Below are 17,953 nucleotides of genomic sequence, written 5' to 3' on the forward strand. Positions count from 1 at the left end.
ATCCCGAAACGCCCGGCCGACTTCCCGATCAGCTGATTTTAACCTTGCGGTGATGAATATAATAGGCATACGGATCTAACAGACTTCCCGCCTCATCCCTCAGAATCCTGGGCTGTCCCTCCGTCATCCGCCGGATCAATGTTTCCGCCGTATTTAACCGGATCGGGTCGCCGCCGGTCTGAATCACGAAAAAATAGATGCGTTTAATCTTCTTGTTTTTGACCGGCAAGGGTTTCGCAAGATCGAACAGCTTGGTCATCATCCGTCTTTTTTCCGAGGTAAACAGAATGATATTCAGCGTCTCATCCCATACCAGCCAGTCCAGATGCAGAAATTTCCGATACAATAAATAAGCCAGCCACTGCTGGTCAAGCTCTTCCAGATAAAAACTGATCAGCGTCTGCTTCAGTTCCTCCATGCTGGAAAAACGGGCGTCCAGATAAACGTCCTCCCGGCTCAGCGGCGAGAACGGCGTTTCATATTTCAGCGACGGCTGAATCATATTCTGATACAGCGACTGGTAGTCATCGTTGTTGAGATAGTAGTCAATTTTTAAAACCGGGATGGAAGAGGGCACGGAAACCGGCACACTTTCGTCAAAGCAGATTAAGAAGTCCACGGTTTCCGAAGAAATGTCCGCCAGTTCCCGCTCTCTTAGAATATCCACGGATTTGACATAATAATGCAGCCGTTCCAGCAGCGCTTCCTTTAGCGCCTCCCCGACAAACACATTCGCGACCGGATACAGGGCCAGCCGCAGCTGCATCCGCTTATTCTCGATCTTCTTGATCTGACGATAGATAAACAGTGAAATCAGACATTGCGAGACCTCGCCGATATCGCAATCGAACCAGTTCTGAATGATATCGTGAATGATGATCGCGATCTGACAGGAAACCGGCGTCTGCTTGGCAATCCGCACCAGCTCGGAGGTCGTGTTGTTTTCCGGGATTTTAAACGACATCCGCACGACGATCGGGATCAGAAAACGCAGAAATTCCGTCTTCATCGCCTCCATCGCCGTGAGGTTTAAAATGTCTAAAGAGGCGAATTTTCTGCGGATTTTATCAAACAGGACGACTGCCAAATCATAAAAAGGCCCGAATCGGGTTTCTTCGATCGCCGTATCGGACAGGTCCAGATTGCATAAGAGAAACAACAGCTGAAAGCGCTGTTCCTGCGGCGGCAGTGGTTCTCCATAATACGCTGCCAGCTGCGAACCCAGATCATCCAACGGAAACAGCGGCCGGAATTGATCGAGCAGCTGCGCCTGTTCCTCAGAAAAGCTCACAAAATGACCGGCCTTCCGGCGTTTTTCCGACAATATGATCATGACGATCCATTTCCGGGTTTCCAGGTCGCTGATCCCCATTTCCCGCGTGCAGATCAAATCGGAAACCATTTTCGCGATCGCCTCGCGTTCCTCGCCTTCCATCTGATCCTTGTGATCGACGTCCAGAAACACGTCCATCATCTTTACCTTGTGGTTGTAGTAACAAATTGAATCCATGTAGCAGAACCGGTAGTTGATTTCGTTGCCTTCGATCTTCATCCCCCGGTAAGGGCGGCTGATCAGTTCCAGATTGTAATCGCCCAGCATTTTCCGGACTTCCTTCATCTCCCGGGAAATCGACTGCGGATTCAGCCACATCCGATCGGCGATCGTCTCCAGCTTGATATACTCCTCGCTGATCAGCAGCTGTTTCAAAATGGTGTTGATGCGCAGCTTGAAGTTCTCCTGAAGATCGTAGACATTGTAGAACCGGTAGCGGAACTGGTTTTTCAGCTCCCGGATCACCCGCGGATCCTGCGCCTGCAGAAGAAATCCCCGGTTCTTGCGCAGACAGATCTGAAGGTTATTCTTGCGGATGGTATCGTTGATCACCTGAATATCGTTATGGATTGTTTTCTCGGAGACGTTCATCTGTTCGCACAGCATCGAATAAGTCAGATATTGTCCCGTATGATTAAGAAATTCGTAGAGCAGGGACAGCTGCCGGTAATTTGCGTTCATGCCCAACATCCTTTGCTTTTCATGCCTGTTTCCTCCTCATTATAGCATTGCGCCGCTTTCTTTCAGGTCAGCAATCCTATGCCAAATTTTTCCTTTTCTTGGGAATTCCTGTCTTCTCAGCTTGAATCAACACAAAAAAGGAAGGGGACTTCCTTTTTTGCGAGCCGATCAGAAAATGCCGAAGAATGAGCCGGTGATCGCCATGACCAGAATCAGCGCGATCACGGTGATCGGCTTCCATTTGCGTTTAAGCAGGGCAACGATGCCGAACAACAATCCCAGTTCCAGCAAGCCCGGCATGATCTCGTCGAAGATTGTCTGGACGACCATCTCCGCGCCGCCGCCCATCGGGACAACCAGCGGAATCTGCACGGAAACCATCTGCGCCACCAGCGCGCCGACCATCATTAAGCCCATGATGCACGCCGACTGGGTGATCATGCCGATGATGCCGGAATGGAAGGCTTCGGTGATAACGTTGGTACCCAAGCCATAGCCGAGCTTGATCAGCGTCCATTTCAGCGCCAGAAACAGACCGCCGTAAATCGCCACGAACAACACGACGCCTAACGGATTGCCTTGCGAGGCCAGCGCGATGCCGATGCCGCCGGAAATGACGCGGATGCAGTTGAAGAACAGGGAATCGCCGATCGCTGCCAGCGGTCCCATCAGGGACGTCTTGATGTTGGTAATCATCTGCGGCGAGACGGAATCCGGATTGGCCGCCCGCTCTTTTTCCAGCGCGTAGCTGACGCCCAGACACAGACCGGACATACTGGCATTGCAGTTAAAGAACTCGGTATTGCGCAGCATCGCTTCCCGACGCAGGTCTTCCTTTCCGGCGTAGACTTCGTTAAGAATCGGGAACAGGCAGAACGCATAGGTCTGGCCCATCATCTTCACCATGTTGAAGGTCGCCCAGAAATGGCCGGAACGCCAGAACAGGTGTCTCAGATTTTTCTTTTCTTCCGGTGTATACGTCTTTTTCATCCGAACAGGTCCTCCTTCCCTTCCTGATTTTCAGGCAGCTGCGCGATGATTTCATCCTTCATTTTCTTAATCTGGCCTTGGCGGGTGTAGTTCAGAATCGCTGCGGCGAGGGCAAAGATACTGACGCCGATGATCGGCAGATGGAGGAACTTGACGCAGGCGAAGCCGATGAAGAAGTAAATCCCCAGCTCTTTCGACCAGATCATTGAGGTCAGGATCGCGAAGCCGACGGCCACTAACATGCCGCCGGAGACGCTCAGCCCGTTCATGACGAAGGCTGGAAGCAGGTTGGTAACCGCCTGCAGATTTTCCACGCCCAGCACAGCGGCCAGGAAAACGACCATCGTTTTCGGCAGCGGACGGATGATAAACAGGCTTGCATAATGCAGCAGCGTATAAGATTTATCCTTGCCTTCGCGGGCAAATTTTTCAAACAAGCCGACTAACGAAATATCAATCGGGGAGATCAGCGTGCTGACATACTGCATGACCGTGCCGATCGGCACCGCCAGCGCCAGCGCCAGATTGAGATCTGCGCCGGTCAGCACGACGAAGGCCACCGACAGAATCGAAGCTGAACAGGGATCGGAAGGAATTACGCCGCCGATCGCGGAGATGCCCATGTAGATCGCTTCCAGGGAAGCGCCCATGATCAGACCGGTTTTCATATCCCCTAACGCAAGTCCGGTCAGAAATGCGACGAACAGCGGACGCCAGGTAGCGTCCCAGGCCATGCTGCAGTCCAGCAGGTAGACGATGTAGTACACAAACGCCAGAATCAAGGCACTTTGTAACATGGATTTTCCTCCTCTTTCTTAAAGAAATTGTTTCAGGTCTTTTTTGGGCAGCGACGGCAGCACCTGCACCTCGCAGCGGACGGATCGGGCGATTTCCCGCAGCTGTTCCAGCTCTTCTTCACTGGCTGAGAAATTGTCAGTCAGCGCCCGGCGTCCCCGGCGGTTGCCGACGCGGCCGAAGTTGCCGATATTGACGCAGGGAATCCCGGGCACCTGCCGAACCAGCTTCAGCGCATCGCACGGCTTGTCCACAACGATCAGAATCTTTAACCCTGCCGTGCGCTTGTCGTGGAACAGGCTGACCGCTTCCCGGACGGTTTTTACCGCGACCTTTATCCCCGGCGGTGTTGCCATCCGCAGCGTCATGGTAACCAGCTCGTTGGCTGCCGCCTCATCGTTGGCCACCACCACGGCGGTGATCCCCAGCTGGCGCGTCCAGGCCGTAGCGACCTGCCCATGGATCAGACGTTCGTCAATCCGCAATAACTGAATCATTCACTTTCACCTCGCTTTCTCTTTCCAGAAATTCATCTTTCTTTTTGGGATCGTGTGAAGAGATCCTGCGGTACGCTTCTGATAACTTCATTGTAAAGAGCTTGGGAAGCAAATACCATCGCACAGAATTCGTGTTTAACCGGTAATTTCTCCAGGCTTTTTTCCTGCGTAAAAGGTTCCTTTTCCCTGCATTTTCAAGACTGCCTGATTGTCAAATACAAAAACAACGGGATGAACCCGGAGTTTATGCAGGGAATTTCGCTGACAGGAAATCAAAAAAAGATCTGAAACTCCTCGGTCAACCCCGAGTGTTCCGGACCTTTATTGCCATTTTGGCATTCAGCCGATTTTGAGATCTGTAATCGCCGGATTGCGTTCGATCTTATCATTCTGGCGATAGACCGTCCGTCCCTGCACAATGGTCTCCAGGACGTGAAATTCCTTGTCAATGACGATCAAGTCCGCCTGTTTCCCCGGCTTGAGACTGCCAATCCGAGAATCCAGCTGGAAATGCCGGGCGGCGTTGAGCGAAGACATTTTCACCGCTTCCGTCAACGGTAAGTGCAGAGCGGAGGTCAGATTGCGCAGACCGTCGATGACGAACAGACTGCTTCCGCACAGGACGTCGCTGCCCTCCACAACCACCCGGCCATTCGGCTTCAGCCGCACCGGCCGGGGCTGAGTATCATAGACGCCCTCCTCCAGACCAGCCAGCTCCGAGGCGTCGGCGATCATGCACAAGTGATCGCTGCCCTTGACCTGAAGCATCAGCTGGATAAATTCCGGGCTGAGATGGATAAAATCACAAATCAGCTCGGCCATCACTTCCGGATGAAGCATCAGCTGGCCCAACACCCCGATGTCCCGCTGATGGATCATCGACATCGCGTTGCCGGCATGACTCACGCTGCGCACGCCCCATTCAATTCCCTGCTTCATCTGGCTCGAAGAAGCGTCGGTATGACCGGCCGCCACCTGAATTCCCGCTTTCCGATACGTTTCAATCGCCGCCTGCGCCCCCGGCAGCTCCGGGGCCAGCGTTACATATTTCAGCAGACCGCGCCCGGCTTCGATGAAACGCTCAGCCAGTTCTCGGCTTGGATTCGGCATCCATTGCGGCGTCATAAACCCGGCGCCGGATTTCTTCAAGCTGAAACACGGCGCCTCCAGATTGATGCCCAGAATCTGTGCGCCCGGCATTTTTTCATGATGGACCAGATCCGCGATGCCAGACATGATCGCGCCCATTTTCTCCTCGGACCACAGCGATACCGTCGCCATAAACGAAGTGACGCCGCGGGAAGCATAGAACCGGGACAGCTTGCGGATTTCATCAATCGAGCCGGAATTGGCCAGATAATTTGTGAGATATCCGCCGCCCCCATGGGTGTGAATGTCGATGATGCCCGGCAAAATCGCCCAGGCTTCACTTCCTTCCGCTTCATTCAGCGATTCCGGCTGAATGGCGGTAATCGTATCTCCCTGAAACGTCAAACTGCCTTCAACGATGCCCTGTTCTGTCACGATCTGACGGGATAGTAGCTTTCTCATTCGTTTGTACCTTCTTTCTGCAATGCTCTGATTTCACTATAAAGAAGCAGCGCCTGAATTTCCATCAGAAAAAGTTCGGGTTTCAATGGAAACCAAAACCAGGGAAGAACCCATCCGGATCGTTCGCAGGACGAGCCTTATTCCTCATCTGCACGGAATTCATCAGGATAGAAACGGTTTTTCAGAATTCGATCTGAATCTGATCCCGCAAAGCTTCGACCCTTTCCCGCCGGGCGATCCCGCGGCTGAACGCCGTCGCGGTGCCGCAGGCGGCTGCCCAGCGCAGACTGTCTTCCAGCATGCAGGCAGGATTTTCAAGCGCTGCCAGAAAGCCTGCGACCATAGAATCGCCGGCCCCGACGGTACTGACGGTCGGGCCTGCCAGCGGCAGCTGGCGATAGACGCCGCCCCCGGCCGCAAAGAGGACTGAGCCTTCCGCCCCCATCGACACCAGGATATGCCCGGCGCCCTGATCCCGCAGCTCCTCAATCTGATCCGATATAGGCGCTTGAGGATTGGCAACGAGCTGGCGTAGTTCCGCAAGATTGGGCTTGATCAGAAACGGATGGAAGGGCAAGGTATCCCGCAGGAGTTCGCCTTCGGCGTCCACAACGACGCGAATGGCGGGATCCGCAGCCTGTGCCAGAATTTGTTGATAAATCGATCCGGGCAGCGTGGGCGGCACATTCCCGGACAGCACCAGCGTATCCCCGGGCTGAATCCGGCGGATCCTGTCTAACAGCGCTTCTCTTTCCGATGCGCTGACCTGGGGTCCCCGGCCGTTGATCTCCGTTTCCACTCCCGCACTGATTTTGACGTTAATCCGCGTCTGCCCCCTCGCACAGCGGATAAAATCCGCATTGACGGCCTGATCCCGCAGCTGGCGGATCAATTCCTCGCCGGTAAACCCGGCGGCGAAGCCCAGCGCCGTGGTTGGCACGCCCAGCTGCGCCAACATCAGCGACACGTTGATACCCTTGCCCCCGCCGATCAGACTCTCGGTGACACAGCGGTTCGTTGCTCCCAGCTTGAACGTTTCCATGGTGCAGTAATAATCCAGCGCCGGATTTAAGGTGACAGTATAGATCATAATTTTCCTCTTTTCTTCGTGCCGTTTTCCCTTCATCAAAAACCGCAGATGATTGAAAAAAACCTGAACCGGATAAGGTTCAGGTTCAATTCGTCACGCTTAGGCGAAATGCAGCTCGTAGCTCATTTCCGCCACGTGGCTGATCGTCTGGTAGACGGAGCAGTATTTCGTCGCCAGATCAAAGGATTTGCGGACCGCGTCTTCCTTATCCGTTCCGTGAATCGTTACGGTCAGATGCACCGTTTTTAAGGTTGTCGGAACCTCTGTGCGCTTTTCGCCTGCGACCACGATTTCCGCGCCTTCAATTTCAATCCGTTTCTTTTCCAGAATGCCTGAGAACGTCGCGTACAAACAGGACGCCAGCGCGCCGTAAAGCATGTCATAAGGCGCTGCCTCGCCCGCCCCGCGGCCGATCTTGACGCTGCCCTCGTCCAGCAGCAGCTCGCCGTTGAAGCCGTTGGCAAATCGAATTGTTCTTGATGTCATCTTTTTCGTTCCTCCTTTTTACTTCTTCATGAATCCGCAGGATTCCATTTCCGGTTTCCCTGCGCGTTCCTTCTTACTCTACGCTTTGACGATTATGTCGATGCGCTTACTGCTTAATCTGATGGAATGCCTGCTGCGCGGCGATCGCGCCGTCGTTGGCCGCGGTGACCACCTGCCGCAGCGTCTTGGCCGTCACATCACCGACGCCGTAAATGCCGGCCCGGGCAGTTTCCATATTGTTGTTGACCCGGATATAACCACGCTCGTCCAGAATCCCCAAATCCTGCGCAAATTCCGTGCACGGATCTGCGCCGATGTACGGGAACACCGCTTTGGTTTCCAGCTTCATCAGCTGCCCGTCATGAACGTTTTTCAATACGATGCCGCCGACTTTCCCCTCCTGTTCCAGAATTTCGACCGGAACATGGCTGCGGATGATGTCGATTTTCGGATTCTGTTCGATCGCCTGCTGGATGATCGGCTCCGCACGGAAGACGTCCCGGCGGATCACGATGTGAACCTCGCTGGCAAATTGTGTCAGATATAACGATTCCTCAAGCGCGGAATTGCCGCCGCCGATGACCGTCACCGGCTGATCGCGGAAGAAGCTGCCGTCGCACACCGCGCAATAGGATACACCCTTGCCCGTCAGCTCTTTCTCATTTGGAATGCCCAACAGCCGCTCGCGCGTTCCCGTGGCGATGATCACCGCCGGAGCGGTATAGATCTGACCATCCGCGCAGACCACCTGCTTGATCGGACCGTCGATGATTTTTTCGACGTCGCCATAGAGATATTCCGCGCCGAAATGGGTGGAATGCTCGAACATCTGATACGCCAGCTCCGCGCCGTTAATCTCCTTGATTCCCGGCCAGTTCTGAATTTCAAAGGTTTTAATCATCTTGCCGCCGGGCGCCGCTTTTTCCAACATCGCCGTTTTCAGACCTGCACGACTGGCATACACCGCCGCGGTCATGCCGGCGGGACCGGCGCCGATGATGATTACATCATATTGTAAGTCCATGCAAGATCCTCCTTCACCAGTGCTTCCACCTGCCGCAGATCGTCGATAATCCGGTTCGGTTTCTCATTTTCCAGCTGTTCCCGGCGTTCCAGATTAAACAGATAACCGACCGAGAAGACGCCGGCATTACGGGCGGCCTGAATGTCCATCGGACTGTCGCCGATGTAGATCACGCTGTCGTGACCCTCGTTGACCAGCCGGCAGGCCGTCAGAATGCCTTCCGGATCCGGCTTGCCGTTTTGCACATCGTCATGACCGACGATCACATCGAAATAATGATCCATGTGATTCAACGTCAGCCCCAGCAGAACCATTTCCTTAACCTTCGTGGACACAATGCCCAGCTTATAGCCCTGCGCTTTCAGACTTTCCAGCAGCTCGACCGCCCCGTCCATCGGCTTGACCAGATCGGCGTGCGCGGCGCGGTTGTGCTCGCGGTATTCTTTGACCAGCTGCTCGGTATCCTGCTCTGGGAAATATTGCGCAAACATCGTCTGCAGCGAAGGCCCCAGCACTGCCAGCTGTTTATCGCGGGTGAATTCTTCTTCCGTTCTGTACTTTTTAAACAGTTCCCGGTAGCTCTTCAAGATCGCCGGTTCCGTGTTCAGCAGCGTTCCATCGAGATCGAACAGGATCACCGGCTTCGGATTTTTCATGACCTTGCGGAAGACGCCGAGCATCCCCAGCAGACCGATGATGATGAAGACGACCGAGATCACCTGCGCCATTCGCAGCCGGCCGAACATCAGACTGTCTGTACGCAGACCCTCGACGACGATCCGCACCGCCCCATACCAAAGCAGATACGCGTAGACCATATCGCCGCGCTTGGGTTTGGAATATTTCTTATAGACAAACACGATCAGAATGAAGCCCAGAATATCGCCGACGCTTTCATAGAAGAACGTCGGTTCACGGTAGGCTCCCTGGATATACATCTGGTTTTTAAACCACTCCGGGAAAAACCGGTAGAAGGATTCGCTGACCGTGCGGCCGAACGCCTCCTGATTGATGAAGTTGCCCCAGCGGCCGATCCCCTGCGCCAACAGCACATTCGGCACGATCGCGTCAGCCATCCGCATGAAATTGATCTTATGCTTGTGCGCATACCACAGACCGAACAGCACCCCGCCGAACAATCCGCCCTGGATCGCCAGACCGCCCTCAAACGTATAGAGAATATGGATCGGATTGGCCAGGTAATATTCCAGATTGTAGAACGCGCAGTACCACAGCCGCGCGCCGATCAGCCCGCAGATCAGACAGCCGAGGAACAGATCCTCCGCGGTTTCGGCTTTATACCCCATCTTTTTGATTTCCTTGACGCAGAAAGAATACGCCAGGACCGCTCCGCAGAGGATGATCACTGCGTACCATTTAATTGACAGACTTCCGATGGCGATAAAAGTCTGCGGATCAGGAAAAAACTGCATTGTTGATTACTCCTTTTCTGTTTCCGGGACAGCCGCATTGGCGGCGTTCTGCCGCTCGATGTAGTCGTACACCCGGTTTTCAAACGCTTTCGCGCTGTCGAAGCCCATTTCTTTCAGGCGGAAATTCGTGACCGCTGATTCGATCAGGACCGCGATCGTCCGGCCTTCTTTGACCGGAAGCACGATCTTCGGCACGTCGACCTCCAGAATGTGCATGAACTGTTCCGTTTCAATTCCCACCCGTGCGTATTCGGCGCTGGAATCAAACTTCTCCAGCGACACGACCAGGTCGATCGTTGCCGAAGGCAATAACGCGCTCGCGCCGAACATCTTGGCGACGTCGATGATACCGATGCCGCGGATTTCCAGCATTCCCTGAAGCAGCTCCGGGGAATGACCGATGATGCTGTTGTGGACGCGGACCACGTCGACGCGGTCGTCCGCGACGAGAATGTGGCCCTTGCGGATCAGTTCCAGCGCGGTTTCACTCTTGCCCATGCCGCTTTCGCCGCAGATCAGCACGCCCTTGCCATAGACGCTGATCAAAACGCCGTGAATACTGTCAGACGGCGCCAGACGTTCGTCCAGAAAGCTGATCAGATCGACCATCAGCCGGGAGGTCGTCATCGCCGTGCGGAAAATCGGGAAATTCTTGTATCCCGCGACTTCCAGCAGCACCGGCGGACATTCGCGGTGATGGGTGAGAATGATCGTCGGCGTATACCCGTCGGTCAGCTGCTCAAAACGCTCTCGCTGGATTTCCACGGAGAGCGTGTCGATATACGCTTGTTCTTTATCGCCGATGATGACGATCCGGCGCGGCTCGGTATGCTTGTAGAAGCCCGCCAGCTCCAAGCCCGGACGATTGACATCCGGTACGATCACCCATCGGTTTAATGATTCCTCATTGCCAGAGAGCTGTTCAAATTTAAAATAACTTTGCAGCTCGCTGATCATGACCTTGCCTTCGTATTCCATAGCCTCATCCTTTCTCAAGCATGGATTTCAGATATTGGCCGGTATAGCTCTTTTCCACCTTGACGATCTGTTCCGGCGTGCCCTTAGCGATGATCGTACCGCCCTGATCGCCGCCTTCCGGGCCAATATCAATAATGTAGTCGGCACATTTAATCACATCGAGATTGTGCTCGATGACAATGACCGTATCTCCATTATCGACGATTCGCTGTAAGACCGCAAGTAATTTTTTAACGTCGTGGGTATGCAGGCCGGTCGTCGGTTCATCCAGGATGAAGACGGTCTTGCCCGTCGCCTTGCGCTGCAGCTCGCTCGCCAGCTTGACACGCTGCGCTTCGCCGCCGGACAACGTCGTCGCCGGCTGGCCCAGCTTGACGTAATCCAGGCCGACGTCATGCAGCGTCTGAAGCTTGGATTTAATGCGGTGGATGGAGGAGAAGAACTCGATCGCTTCCTCAACCGTCATCTCCAGCACATCGTAGATGTTCTTCCCTTTATAGGTGACCTGCAGCGTTTCCTCGTTGTAGCGCTTGCCATGGCATTCCTCGCACGGTACGTAGACGTCCGGCAGAAAGTGCATCGAAATCCGCTTTACGCCATCGCCCTGACATGCTTCACAGCGGCCGCCGCGGACGTTGAAGGAGAAGCGCCCCTTGTCATAGCCGCGCAGCTTCGCTTCCGGCGTCTGGGTGAACAGATCGCGGATATCGTCGAACACGCCGGTGTAGGTGACCGGGTTGGAACGCGGAGTGCGGCCGATCGGATCCTGCGAGATCTCAATCACCTTATCGATGTTTTCCAAGCCCAGGATCGCTTTGTGCTTGCCCGGCTTGATGCGCGTGCGGCCGAGCGAATGCTGCACAGCTTTGCACAGGATTTCATTGACCAGCGAGGATTTGCCGCTGCCGCTGACGCCGGTGACGACGGTCAGGGTGCCTAACGGGAACTTGACGTTCACATTTTTCAGGTTGTTCTCCTGCGCGCCCTTGATTTCCAGAAACAAACCGTTGCCCTTGCGGCGTTTGTCCGGAACGTCGATCTTTTTGCGGCCGCTGAGATATTGGCCGGTAATCGAGTTTTCACATTGCATGACTTCCTGCGGTGTTCCGCTGGCGATCACTTCGCCCCCATGCACGCCTGCGCCCGGCCCGATATCGACGATCCAGTCGGATTCCATCATCGTTTCCTCGTCATGCTCGACGACGATCAGCGAGTTGCCCAGATCGCGCATATTCTTCAACGTCTTGATCAGCCGCGCGTTATCACGCTGATGCAGCCCGATCGACGGCTCGTCCAGCACGTACAGTACGCCGGTCAGCTGTGAGCCGATCTGCGTCGCCAGCCGGATCCGCTGCGCCTCACCGCCGGACAACGTGCCCGCCAGCCGGTCCAGCGTCAGATATTCCAGACCCACGTCCTTCAAGAACGTCAGCCGGCTGACAATTTCCTTAATCACCAATCTTGCGATCTCCGCCCGCATTGGATCGAGCTGCAGGTTTTTCATAAAGTCCAGCGCCTGAATGACCGACATCGTCGTCCATTCATAGATGTTCTTGCCGCCCACGCGCACGCTCAGCGCCATCTCGTTCAGCCGCTTACCGCCGCACTTCGGACACGGCGACTCCGCCATAAACGAAGCATACCATTCGCGCGACATCGTCGAGGTTGTTTCGACAAAACGCCGCTCGATCAACGTCTTGACGCCTTCAATGTAATCGTTGCGGCTGAAGCGGTTGCCGGAACGGGAAGCGATGCTGTAAGCAATCGGTTCTTTAGAACCGTATAAAACAATTTCCAGTTCTTCCGGCGTGAAATCCCGAATCGGTTTATCCAGGTCGATATGGTAATATCGGCACAAGGTATTGAATGTCTGCCATTCAATGTTCTCCGTGTCGACAATATTTTTGTAATACACGATGCCGCCCTTGCGGATCGACTTCGACCGATCCGGAATCAGATAATCAATGTCCACCCGCTGGGTGATGCCCAGACCCTTGCATTCGTCGCACGCCCCCAGCGGCGAGTTAAACGAAAATAACCGCGGTTCCAGTCGCGGAACCGAGAAGCCGCACTTTGGACAGGAATAATTCTGAGAGAACAACAGCTCATCTTCGCCTGCCAGCACCACGACGATGCCATTGGCCAGCTTCACTGCCGTTTCCAGTGAATCATGCAGCCGGGAGCGGATACCGTCGTTTTTCACAATTCGGTCGACAACGACGTCGATCGAATGCTTTTTGTTTTTCTCTAACGGTTTGACGTCTTCCAGCAGAATCATCTGTCCGTCGACGCGGGCCCGCAGATAACCGTCTTTCAACAGTTTCTCAAAGACGTCCTTAAACGTTCCCTTTTCCCGATGCGCTACCGGAGCCAGGATCTCCAGCCGCGTCTTTTCCGGCTGTTCCATAATCCGGTCGACCATCTGCGTGATCGTCTGGGAAACGATCGGTTCGTTATGAACCGGGCAATACGGAACGCCCACGCGGGCATACAAAAGCCGCAGGTAATCGTAGATTTCCGTGACCGTGCCGACAGTCGAACGCGGGTTGTTGCTCGTGGTCTTCTGATCAATCGAAATCGACGGCGACAAGCCTTCGATCAAATCGACGTCCGGTTTCTCCACACCGCCCAAAAACATCCGCGCATAGGCGCTTAACGACTCGACATACCGACGCTGTCCTTCCGCATAGATCGTATCAAACGCCAGCGACGTTTTCCCTGATCCGGACAAACCTGTCATGATGACCAGCTTATCCCGCGGGATCGTCAGATCAATATTCTTAAGGTTGTTTTCACGCGCGCCTTTAATCACAATTTTATCATGTTGCATGTTCTTACACCTCGCTTCATATAGCTTTCCCAAGAGTGCTTCTATTGTACATCATTCTTTAAAAAAATGCTTGGGAATGACTACTTCCTCCTTATTATAGAGGGTGAGCGGAACTGCCGCAAGCTTTTCTTGAACGATATTCAAGTTAAATTTATGAATTTCAACAATCGTTGACAAAGACGTCAGCTTTTCATCACCTGTTCGTGATAGAATAGAGGAGATAAAAAAAGGAGGCTGCCATGAAAAGCGCTGAAGAGAGAAAGCAACAATCCATCGCTTTGCTGAAAGAGCAGGGCGTGCCTTATATTGAACATCTGCCAGTCATTGAAACCGCCGACGACGTCCGCCTGCGCAGCGCCGAGGAAATCGCGCGCCGGGCGATCTGCTGCCTGATCACGATCCAGCTGGCCTGCGATTTACAGAACCAACAGGACGTTGAGGACTCGCGATTGTTTATGACTGGACTGTTAGACCGCTTCGGCGTTCGGCTGTTTCTGACGGAGAAAGAAAAAGCGATCTTTAACGATACGGCAACGGAACAGGACTGGGTCAACATGGTTTGGAAATACGAAGCCTACTGGCCGCTGATCTGGGCGCTGGGTCTGGTCGATTCGCTGGCCTTCCCGGATCAGATCTGCGATTGTCAGAAAGCAATTGAAGTCGTCAGCACCAAAGCGACGTTTGACGAATTCATGAAGGACGTGCAGCTGCGGCCGATCGACGACATTCTCGACGAAGCGGATTTAATCTTCCGCTATGACTGGGCGTGCGTCGACGCGCGGATCAAAGGCGAACCGGCTCCGGCCGGCTTGAACAGCGAAGTCGTCTATGAACGGCATTGGGGACTGAACTGGCTGATCGACGTCGACGGACAGAATGACTGGGATCACGTCAGCTGCAATACCTGAAGTGAAATCGGCGATCTTTATTTAAGGAGACGGCTTTACCTGCGGAATACCGCAGGAAAGCTGTTTTTTTTGATATCCTTTTCAGCTTTGTTTGATCTTGGAAATTTTTCTTAAATCAAAAAGACACGAACCCCTTCCTTTGACAGCTGCTTGCCTGAAAAAGGAGAAGACGTGTCTTTTTTATCCGTTTATTCAATAGGATTATCGGTGATCACCCATGAAAAACAAGCCGATAACGCCCGCGCCGGTATGACTGCCGATCACCGGTCCGGTATAACTGATCAGCGACTGGGAAATACCGAAGCGGTCTTTCACCATCTGCGCAACCTGTTCAGCTTCCGGCTGGACATCGCCCTGGCAGATCATGAAAATCTCATCTTTGTCTTTCCAGCTGCCCATTTTTTCTTCCATCAGATCTACCAGCGTCTTCAATGATTTATTGCGGCCGTGGACTTTTCCGATCACCTGCAGCGTGCCGGCGTCGTCGACATGCAGGATCGGTTTGATACTGATCATTGAGCCAACAATGGCGGCGGTCTTCGACACCCGTCCGCCGCGGTAGAGATGATTCAGATCATCCACGGTAAACACATGGCAGACGTTCAGCTTATGCGCTTCAATCCACGCCGCCGTTTCATCCAGCGAAGCGCCGCTGACTTTCATCTGATTGGCCTGATAAAGAAGCAATCCCATTCCCGTTGAAGCGCACAACGAGTCGATCACGACGATCCGGCGGCTGAAGCCTTCCTCACTCAACATCTGTGCCGCGATCCGGCAGCTGTTGTACGTGCCGCTAAGCGCCGATGAGAAGCACACGCACAGAATGTCTTTATCCTGCCGCGCCGCTTCGCGAAAGCCCATCAAGGCCGCTTCAGGATTCACCTGGGAAGTGACTGGCATTGCGCCCTGCCGGAGCTTGTCATAAAATTGCGTCATCGGCAGGCTGTCCGCCAGCGTATAGGTATGATCGTCAAGTGTATAAGTCAGGGATAAAACAGGAATCTGATTCTCGCGATAGAAAGACTCCGGCATATCCGCCGTGCTGTCAGTCATCAGAATAAATTCGCTCATAGGAACTTCCTCCTCGTTATAAACTACAAGTCATGGTGTTTTTTTATCATTTTGGAGAATAAGCAACACCTGGTACTTATTGGATGATAGAAGTATAAGCCCTATCGTTATCTGAAACAACGGTCAGATTCTTGTGCAGCGTGGTTTATGTGACTTATTTCACAGCATTTGTTGTTTTATTAAGAAATTTTTCTGCTCTGGAATGAAATAGAAAGGCTTTTATTCAACAAACCTGCTTCTTTATTGACATAAGCAACACATGGGGATTATACTAGGCTCAAATCAGGTGAGGATATGGAAAAAAACTTAAATGCAAAAGACAAGCGCGTGATCAAAACACGAAAAGCAATTATCGGCGCAACCATTCAACTTATGGGCGTTAAACGAATCGAACAGATTACTGTTAAAGAAATAGCGGATACCGCGTTGATTAACCGCAAGACCTTTTATACTCATTATGATTCGATTTACGATGTTCTTAACGATATTGAAAACGAAATCATCCAATCGCTGATTCAGATTCTGGACAGTACGGATTTTTCCGCAGAACGGCTGAATCCGTATCCCCTGTTCGAGAAATTAACGGCGATGATCAATCAGGACGCGGAGTTTTTCCATTGTCTGCTTCAATCCTCAGGGCATAGTCACTTGTTAAATAAAATTAAAGGCGTCATCAAAGATCATCTTCTGATTCAATTTGATAAATACTTCCCCAACGATACGGTTTTGCCGCAATATGTGCTGGAATTCATCGCATCCGGTTTGATCGCCGTTTATCAGCAGTGGTTCGATGCGAATGAATCAGAGCCTTCATTGGAAGAGATTTCCAAAATTACCGGTTTGCTTATCTTTGACGGTGTCAACGGCGTGTTTCGTCAAAAGCAGCAGGAATTACTCGATGCCGCAAACTCACATTCGCAGAGTTTTCAGTAAAGTGCAAGAGGTCACTCCCAGCCAGTGGGGCGTTCGCTTTTTTCCGACTTTGCCCTTTTGAAACCGGGGATTTCGCATCGCAGCTTGATCGGTTCTGGAACACTTTATCTGAACACATTGTAAAAAACCTGTTGATTCTGTCCTTCAATAAGGCAAAATCAACAGGTTTTTTTATGAGAATCCCAATATTCCGTATTTCTTATTTATACGGCTTATCCATCTTTAAGTGCGGATAACGGGGAACAATCTCTTCATTCACCGCCTGATCCAGAGCTTGAAGCAGCGTGCTGAAATGCCGGGGATCAAATTTTTCGATCATGTCCTGCAGCAGCTTTAAACCTTTCTCTCCGCGCTGTTCGCGTTCTTCTTCTGTAACAGAATACTCCAGTCCGCCATGTTCTTCTAATTCCGCATAGAACGAGCCGAATCCGCCGGTGCCGGAATTCAGTTTATGCAAATCTTTCTTAAACCATTGTTTCGCATTTCCTTCCCGGCGTTTAGTCAGGAAGGCTTCCCGATCAAAGTCAGGCAGAACCGGAATGAATTCCAGCTGATTCATCGCTTTATACGCACCATACATCAAATCTGTGAATGTTTCCATGCGATCCTCGCCGCATTCCCAACCGTTTTCCCTTGCGATTTCCATGACGTGGCCAAGCTCAAGATGACATATTGGATTCTGTGTTTCATGAAAAAAATCCATGCAGACGGAATTGATCGTCAGATAGGCCGGTCCATGCATGCTCAGGAAAAAGATCCGCTTGAATCCCAGTTTATAAAAGGCATAAACCAGAGTTTTCAAGTAATCATATCCCGCTTTAATGGAGATATTCACCGTACTTTGTCCGATCGCGGTTGGCCCCGGCATGAAAAAATGGAAGATTAATCACCGCCAGCCCATCAGCCTTCTCCGCCATCATGATGGCGGCGGCTTCTGCCAGAATGGATTCGCAGTCCACCGGAAGCTGACCGTGAAGTTCAGTCACCCCGACGCTCATAAACAGCGTATCCCCGCCGTTTTTCAAATATTCCGTAATTTCTGCGTCAGTGCATTTATTGTAGATTCTTGTTCTCATTGTTCATCCTCCTTATTTTCAATTATATTTCTTCACAAATTGAGCCGCAAGCTTGACGTCGCTGCGATCAGGAAAGAAATTTTCCGCTTTATTGAAGCCGCATTCTGCCTTTTTCTCTGCGAATTAATTTTCCACACGTTCAATTTATACAACGTGCTTTATCATCTGTTTGGGTTTGAATGATGCGAGAAACAAAAAAAGGCTCCCTGAGAAAGGGAACCGGAGAACCTGGCAACGAGCTACGTTCACTATGGCAGGCATAGCTATTCTCGCCGCG

16 protein-coding genes are annotated in these 17,953 nt (G+C 52.5%); 2 read left to right on the forward strand and 14 right to left on the reverse strand.

Annotation, left to right across the window (positions count from 1 at the left end):
• Positions 1 to 28 precede the first annotated feature (28 nt).
• The 11 genes from I2G61_RS11410 to uvrA all read right to left on the reverse strand — a co-directional run bounded on the left by I2G61_RS11410 (position 29) and on the right by uvrA (position 13,688).
• Positions 29 to 2,014, reverse strand: a complete 1,986-nt coding sequence (locus I2G61_RS11410) for an HTH domain-containing protein (RefSeq protein ID WP_195548291.1) — start codon at positions 2,012 to 2,014, stop codon at positions 29 to 31.
• Between the two features lie 168 nt (positions 2,015 to 2,182).
• A complete protein-coding gene (locus tag I2G61_RS11415; RefSeq protein WP_195397086.1) occupies positions 2,183 to 3,004 on the reverse strand; it encodes a PTS system mannose/fructose/sorbose family transporter subunit IID in 822 nt (273 codons plus the stop codon).
• Entirely contained in the window at positions 3,001 to 3,801 is an 801-nt protein-coding gene (locus I2G61_RS11420) for a PTS sugar transporter subunit IIC (protein WP_195548292.1), read from the reverse strand. Before I2G61_RS11420 ends, I2G61_RS11415 begins: the two co-directional genes overlap by 4 nt.
• 18 nt (positions 3,802 to 3,819) lie before the next feature.
• Positions 3,820 to 4,296: a PTS sugar transporter subunit IIB gene (locus I2G61_RS11425; protein ID WP_195548293.1), complete on the reverse strand. Its 477-nt coding sequence runs from the start codon at positions 4,294 to 4,296 to the stop codon at positions 3,820 to 3,822.
• 339 nt (positions 4,297 to 4,635) lie between these two features.
• Positions 4,636 to 5,847, reverse strand: a complete 1,212-nt coding sequence (nagA, locus tag I2G61_RS11430) for an N-acetylglucosamine-6-phosphate deacetylase (RefSeq protein WP_195548294.1) — start codon at positions 5,845 to 5,847, stop codon at positions 4,636 to 4,638.
• Positions 5,848 to 6,028: 181 nt separating this feature from the next.
• A complete protein-coding gene (pfkB, locus tag I2G61_RS11435) occupies positions 6,029 to 6,937 on the reverse strand; it encodes a 1-phosphofructokinase (protein ID WP_195548295.1) in 909 nt (302 codons plus the stop codon).
• 99 nt (positions 6,938 to 7,036) lie between these two features.
• The gene (locus I2G61_RS11440; protein ID WP_072683278.1) at positions 7,037 to 7,423 is read right to left on the reverse strand and encodes an OsmC family protein; all 387 of its coding nucleotides are present in this window, start codon (positions 7,421 to 7,423) and stop codon (positions 7,037 to 7,039) included.
• A gap of 106 nt (positions 7,424 to 7,529) precedes the next feature.
• Positions 7,530 to 8,447 (reverse strand): thioredoxin-disulfide reductase, encoded by a 918-nt coding sequence (trxB, locus tag I2G61_RS11445; RefSeq protein WP_195548296.1) that lies wholly within the window; start codon positions 8,445 to 8,447, stop codon positions 7,530 to 7,532.
• Entirely contained in the window at positions 8,426 to 9,880 is a 1,455-nt protein-coding gene (lgt, locus tag I2G61_RS11450; RefSeq protein WP_195548297.1) for a prolipoprotein diacylglyceryl transferase, read from the reverse strand. The genes trxB and lgt overlap by 22 nt, the downstream gene beginning before the upstream one ends.
• Before the next feature lie 6 nt (positions 9,881 to 9,886).
• Positions 9,887 to 10,858, reverse strand: coding sequence for an HPr(Ser) kinase/phosphatase (gene hprK / locus I2G61_RS11455; protein ID WP_195548298.1), 972 nt, complete (start codon positions 10,856 to 10,858; stop codon positions 9,887 to 9,889).
• Between the two features lie 4 nt (positions 10,859 to 10,862).
• Complete coding sequence (gene uvrA, locus I2G61_RS11460; RefSeq protein ID WP_072682960.1) at positions 10,863 to 13,688, reverse strand: excinuclease ABC subunit UvrA; 2,826 nt, start codon at positions 13,686 to 13,688, stop codon at positions 10,863 to 10,865.
• Between the two features lie 239 nt (positions 13,689 to 13,927).
• On the opposite strand from uvrA, the gene I2G61_RS11465 reads away from it, so the two are divergent.
• Positions 13,928 to 14,596, forward strand: coding sequence for a DUF4272 domain-containing protein (locus I2G61_RS11465; protein WP_195548299.1), 669 nt, complete (start codon positions 13,928 to 13,930; stop codon positions 14,594 to 14,596).
• Positions 14,597 to 14,797: 201 nt separating this feature from the next.
• Here the strand turns inward: I2G61_RS11465 and I2G61_RS11470 are convergent, their stop codons facing one another.
• Positions 14,798 to 15,667, reverse strand: a complete 870-nt coding sequence (locus I2G61_RS11470; RefSeq protein WP_072682958.1) for a DegV family protein — start codon at positions 15,665 to 15,667, stop codon at positions 14,798 to 14,800.
• Positions 15,668 to 15,961: 294 nt separating this feature from the next.
• On the opposite strand from I2G61_RS11470, the gene I2G61_RS11475 reads away from it, so the two are divergent.
• Positions 15,962 to 16,600, forward strand: coding sequence for a TetR/AcrR family transcriptional regulator (locus I2G61_RS11475; RefSeq protein ID WP_072682957.1), 639 nt, complete (start codon positions 15,962 to 15,964; stop codon positions 16,598 to 16,600).
• A gap of 199 nt (positions 16,601 to 16,799) precedes the next feature.
• Here I2G61_RS11475 and I2G61_RS11480 read toward each other — a convergent pair whose 3' ends face one another.
• Positions 16,800 to 17,402, reverse strand: a complete 603-nt coding sequence (locus tag I2G61_RS11480) for a hypothetical protein (protein WP_195548300.1) — start codon at positions 17,400 to 17,402, stop codon at positions 16,800 to 16,802.
• A 16-nt stretch (positions 17,403 to 17,418) separates the two neighbouring features.
• On the reverse strand, positions 17,419 to 17,676 hold the full coding sequence (locus I2G61_RS11485; protein WP_072682955.1) for a hypothetical protein: 258 nt from the start codon (positions 17,674 to 17,676) through the stop codon (positions 17,419 to 17,421).
• Positions 17,677 to 17,953 lie beyond the last annotated feature (277 nt).

This window comes from Holdemania sp. 1001095H_141210_F2 (assembly GCF_015558105.1).
In the GTDB taxonomy this organism is placed as follows: Bacteria; Bacillota_I; Bacilli_A; order Erysipelotrichales; family Erysipelotrichaceae; genus Holdemania.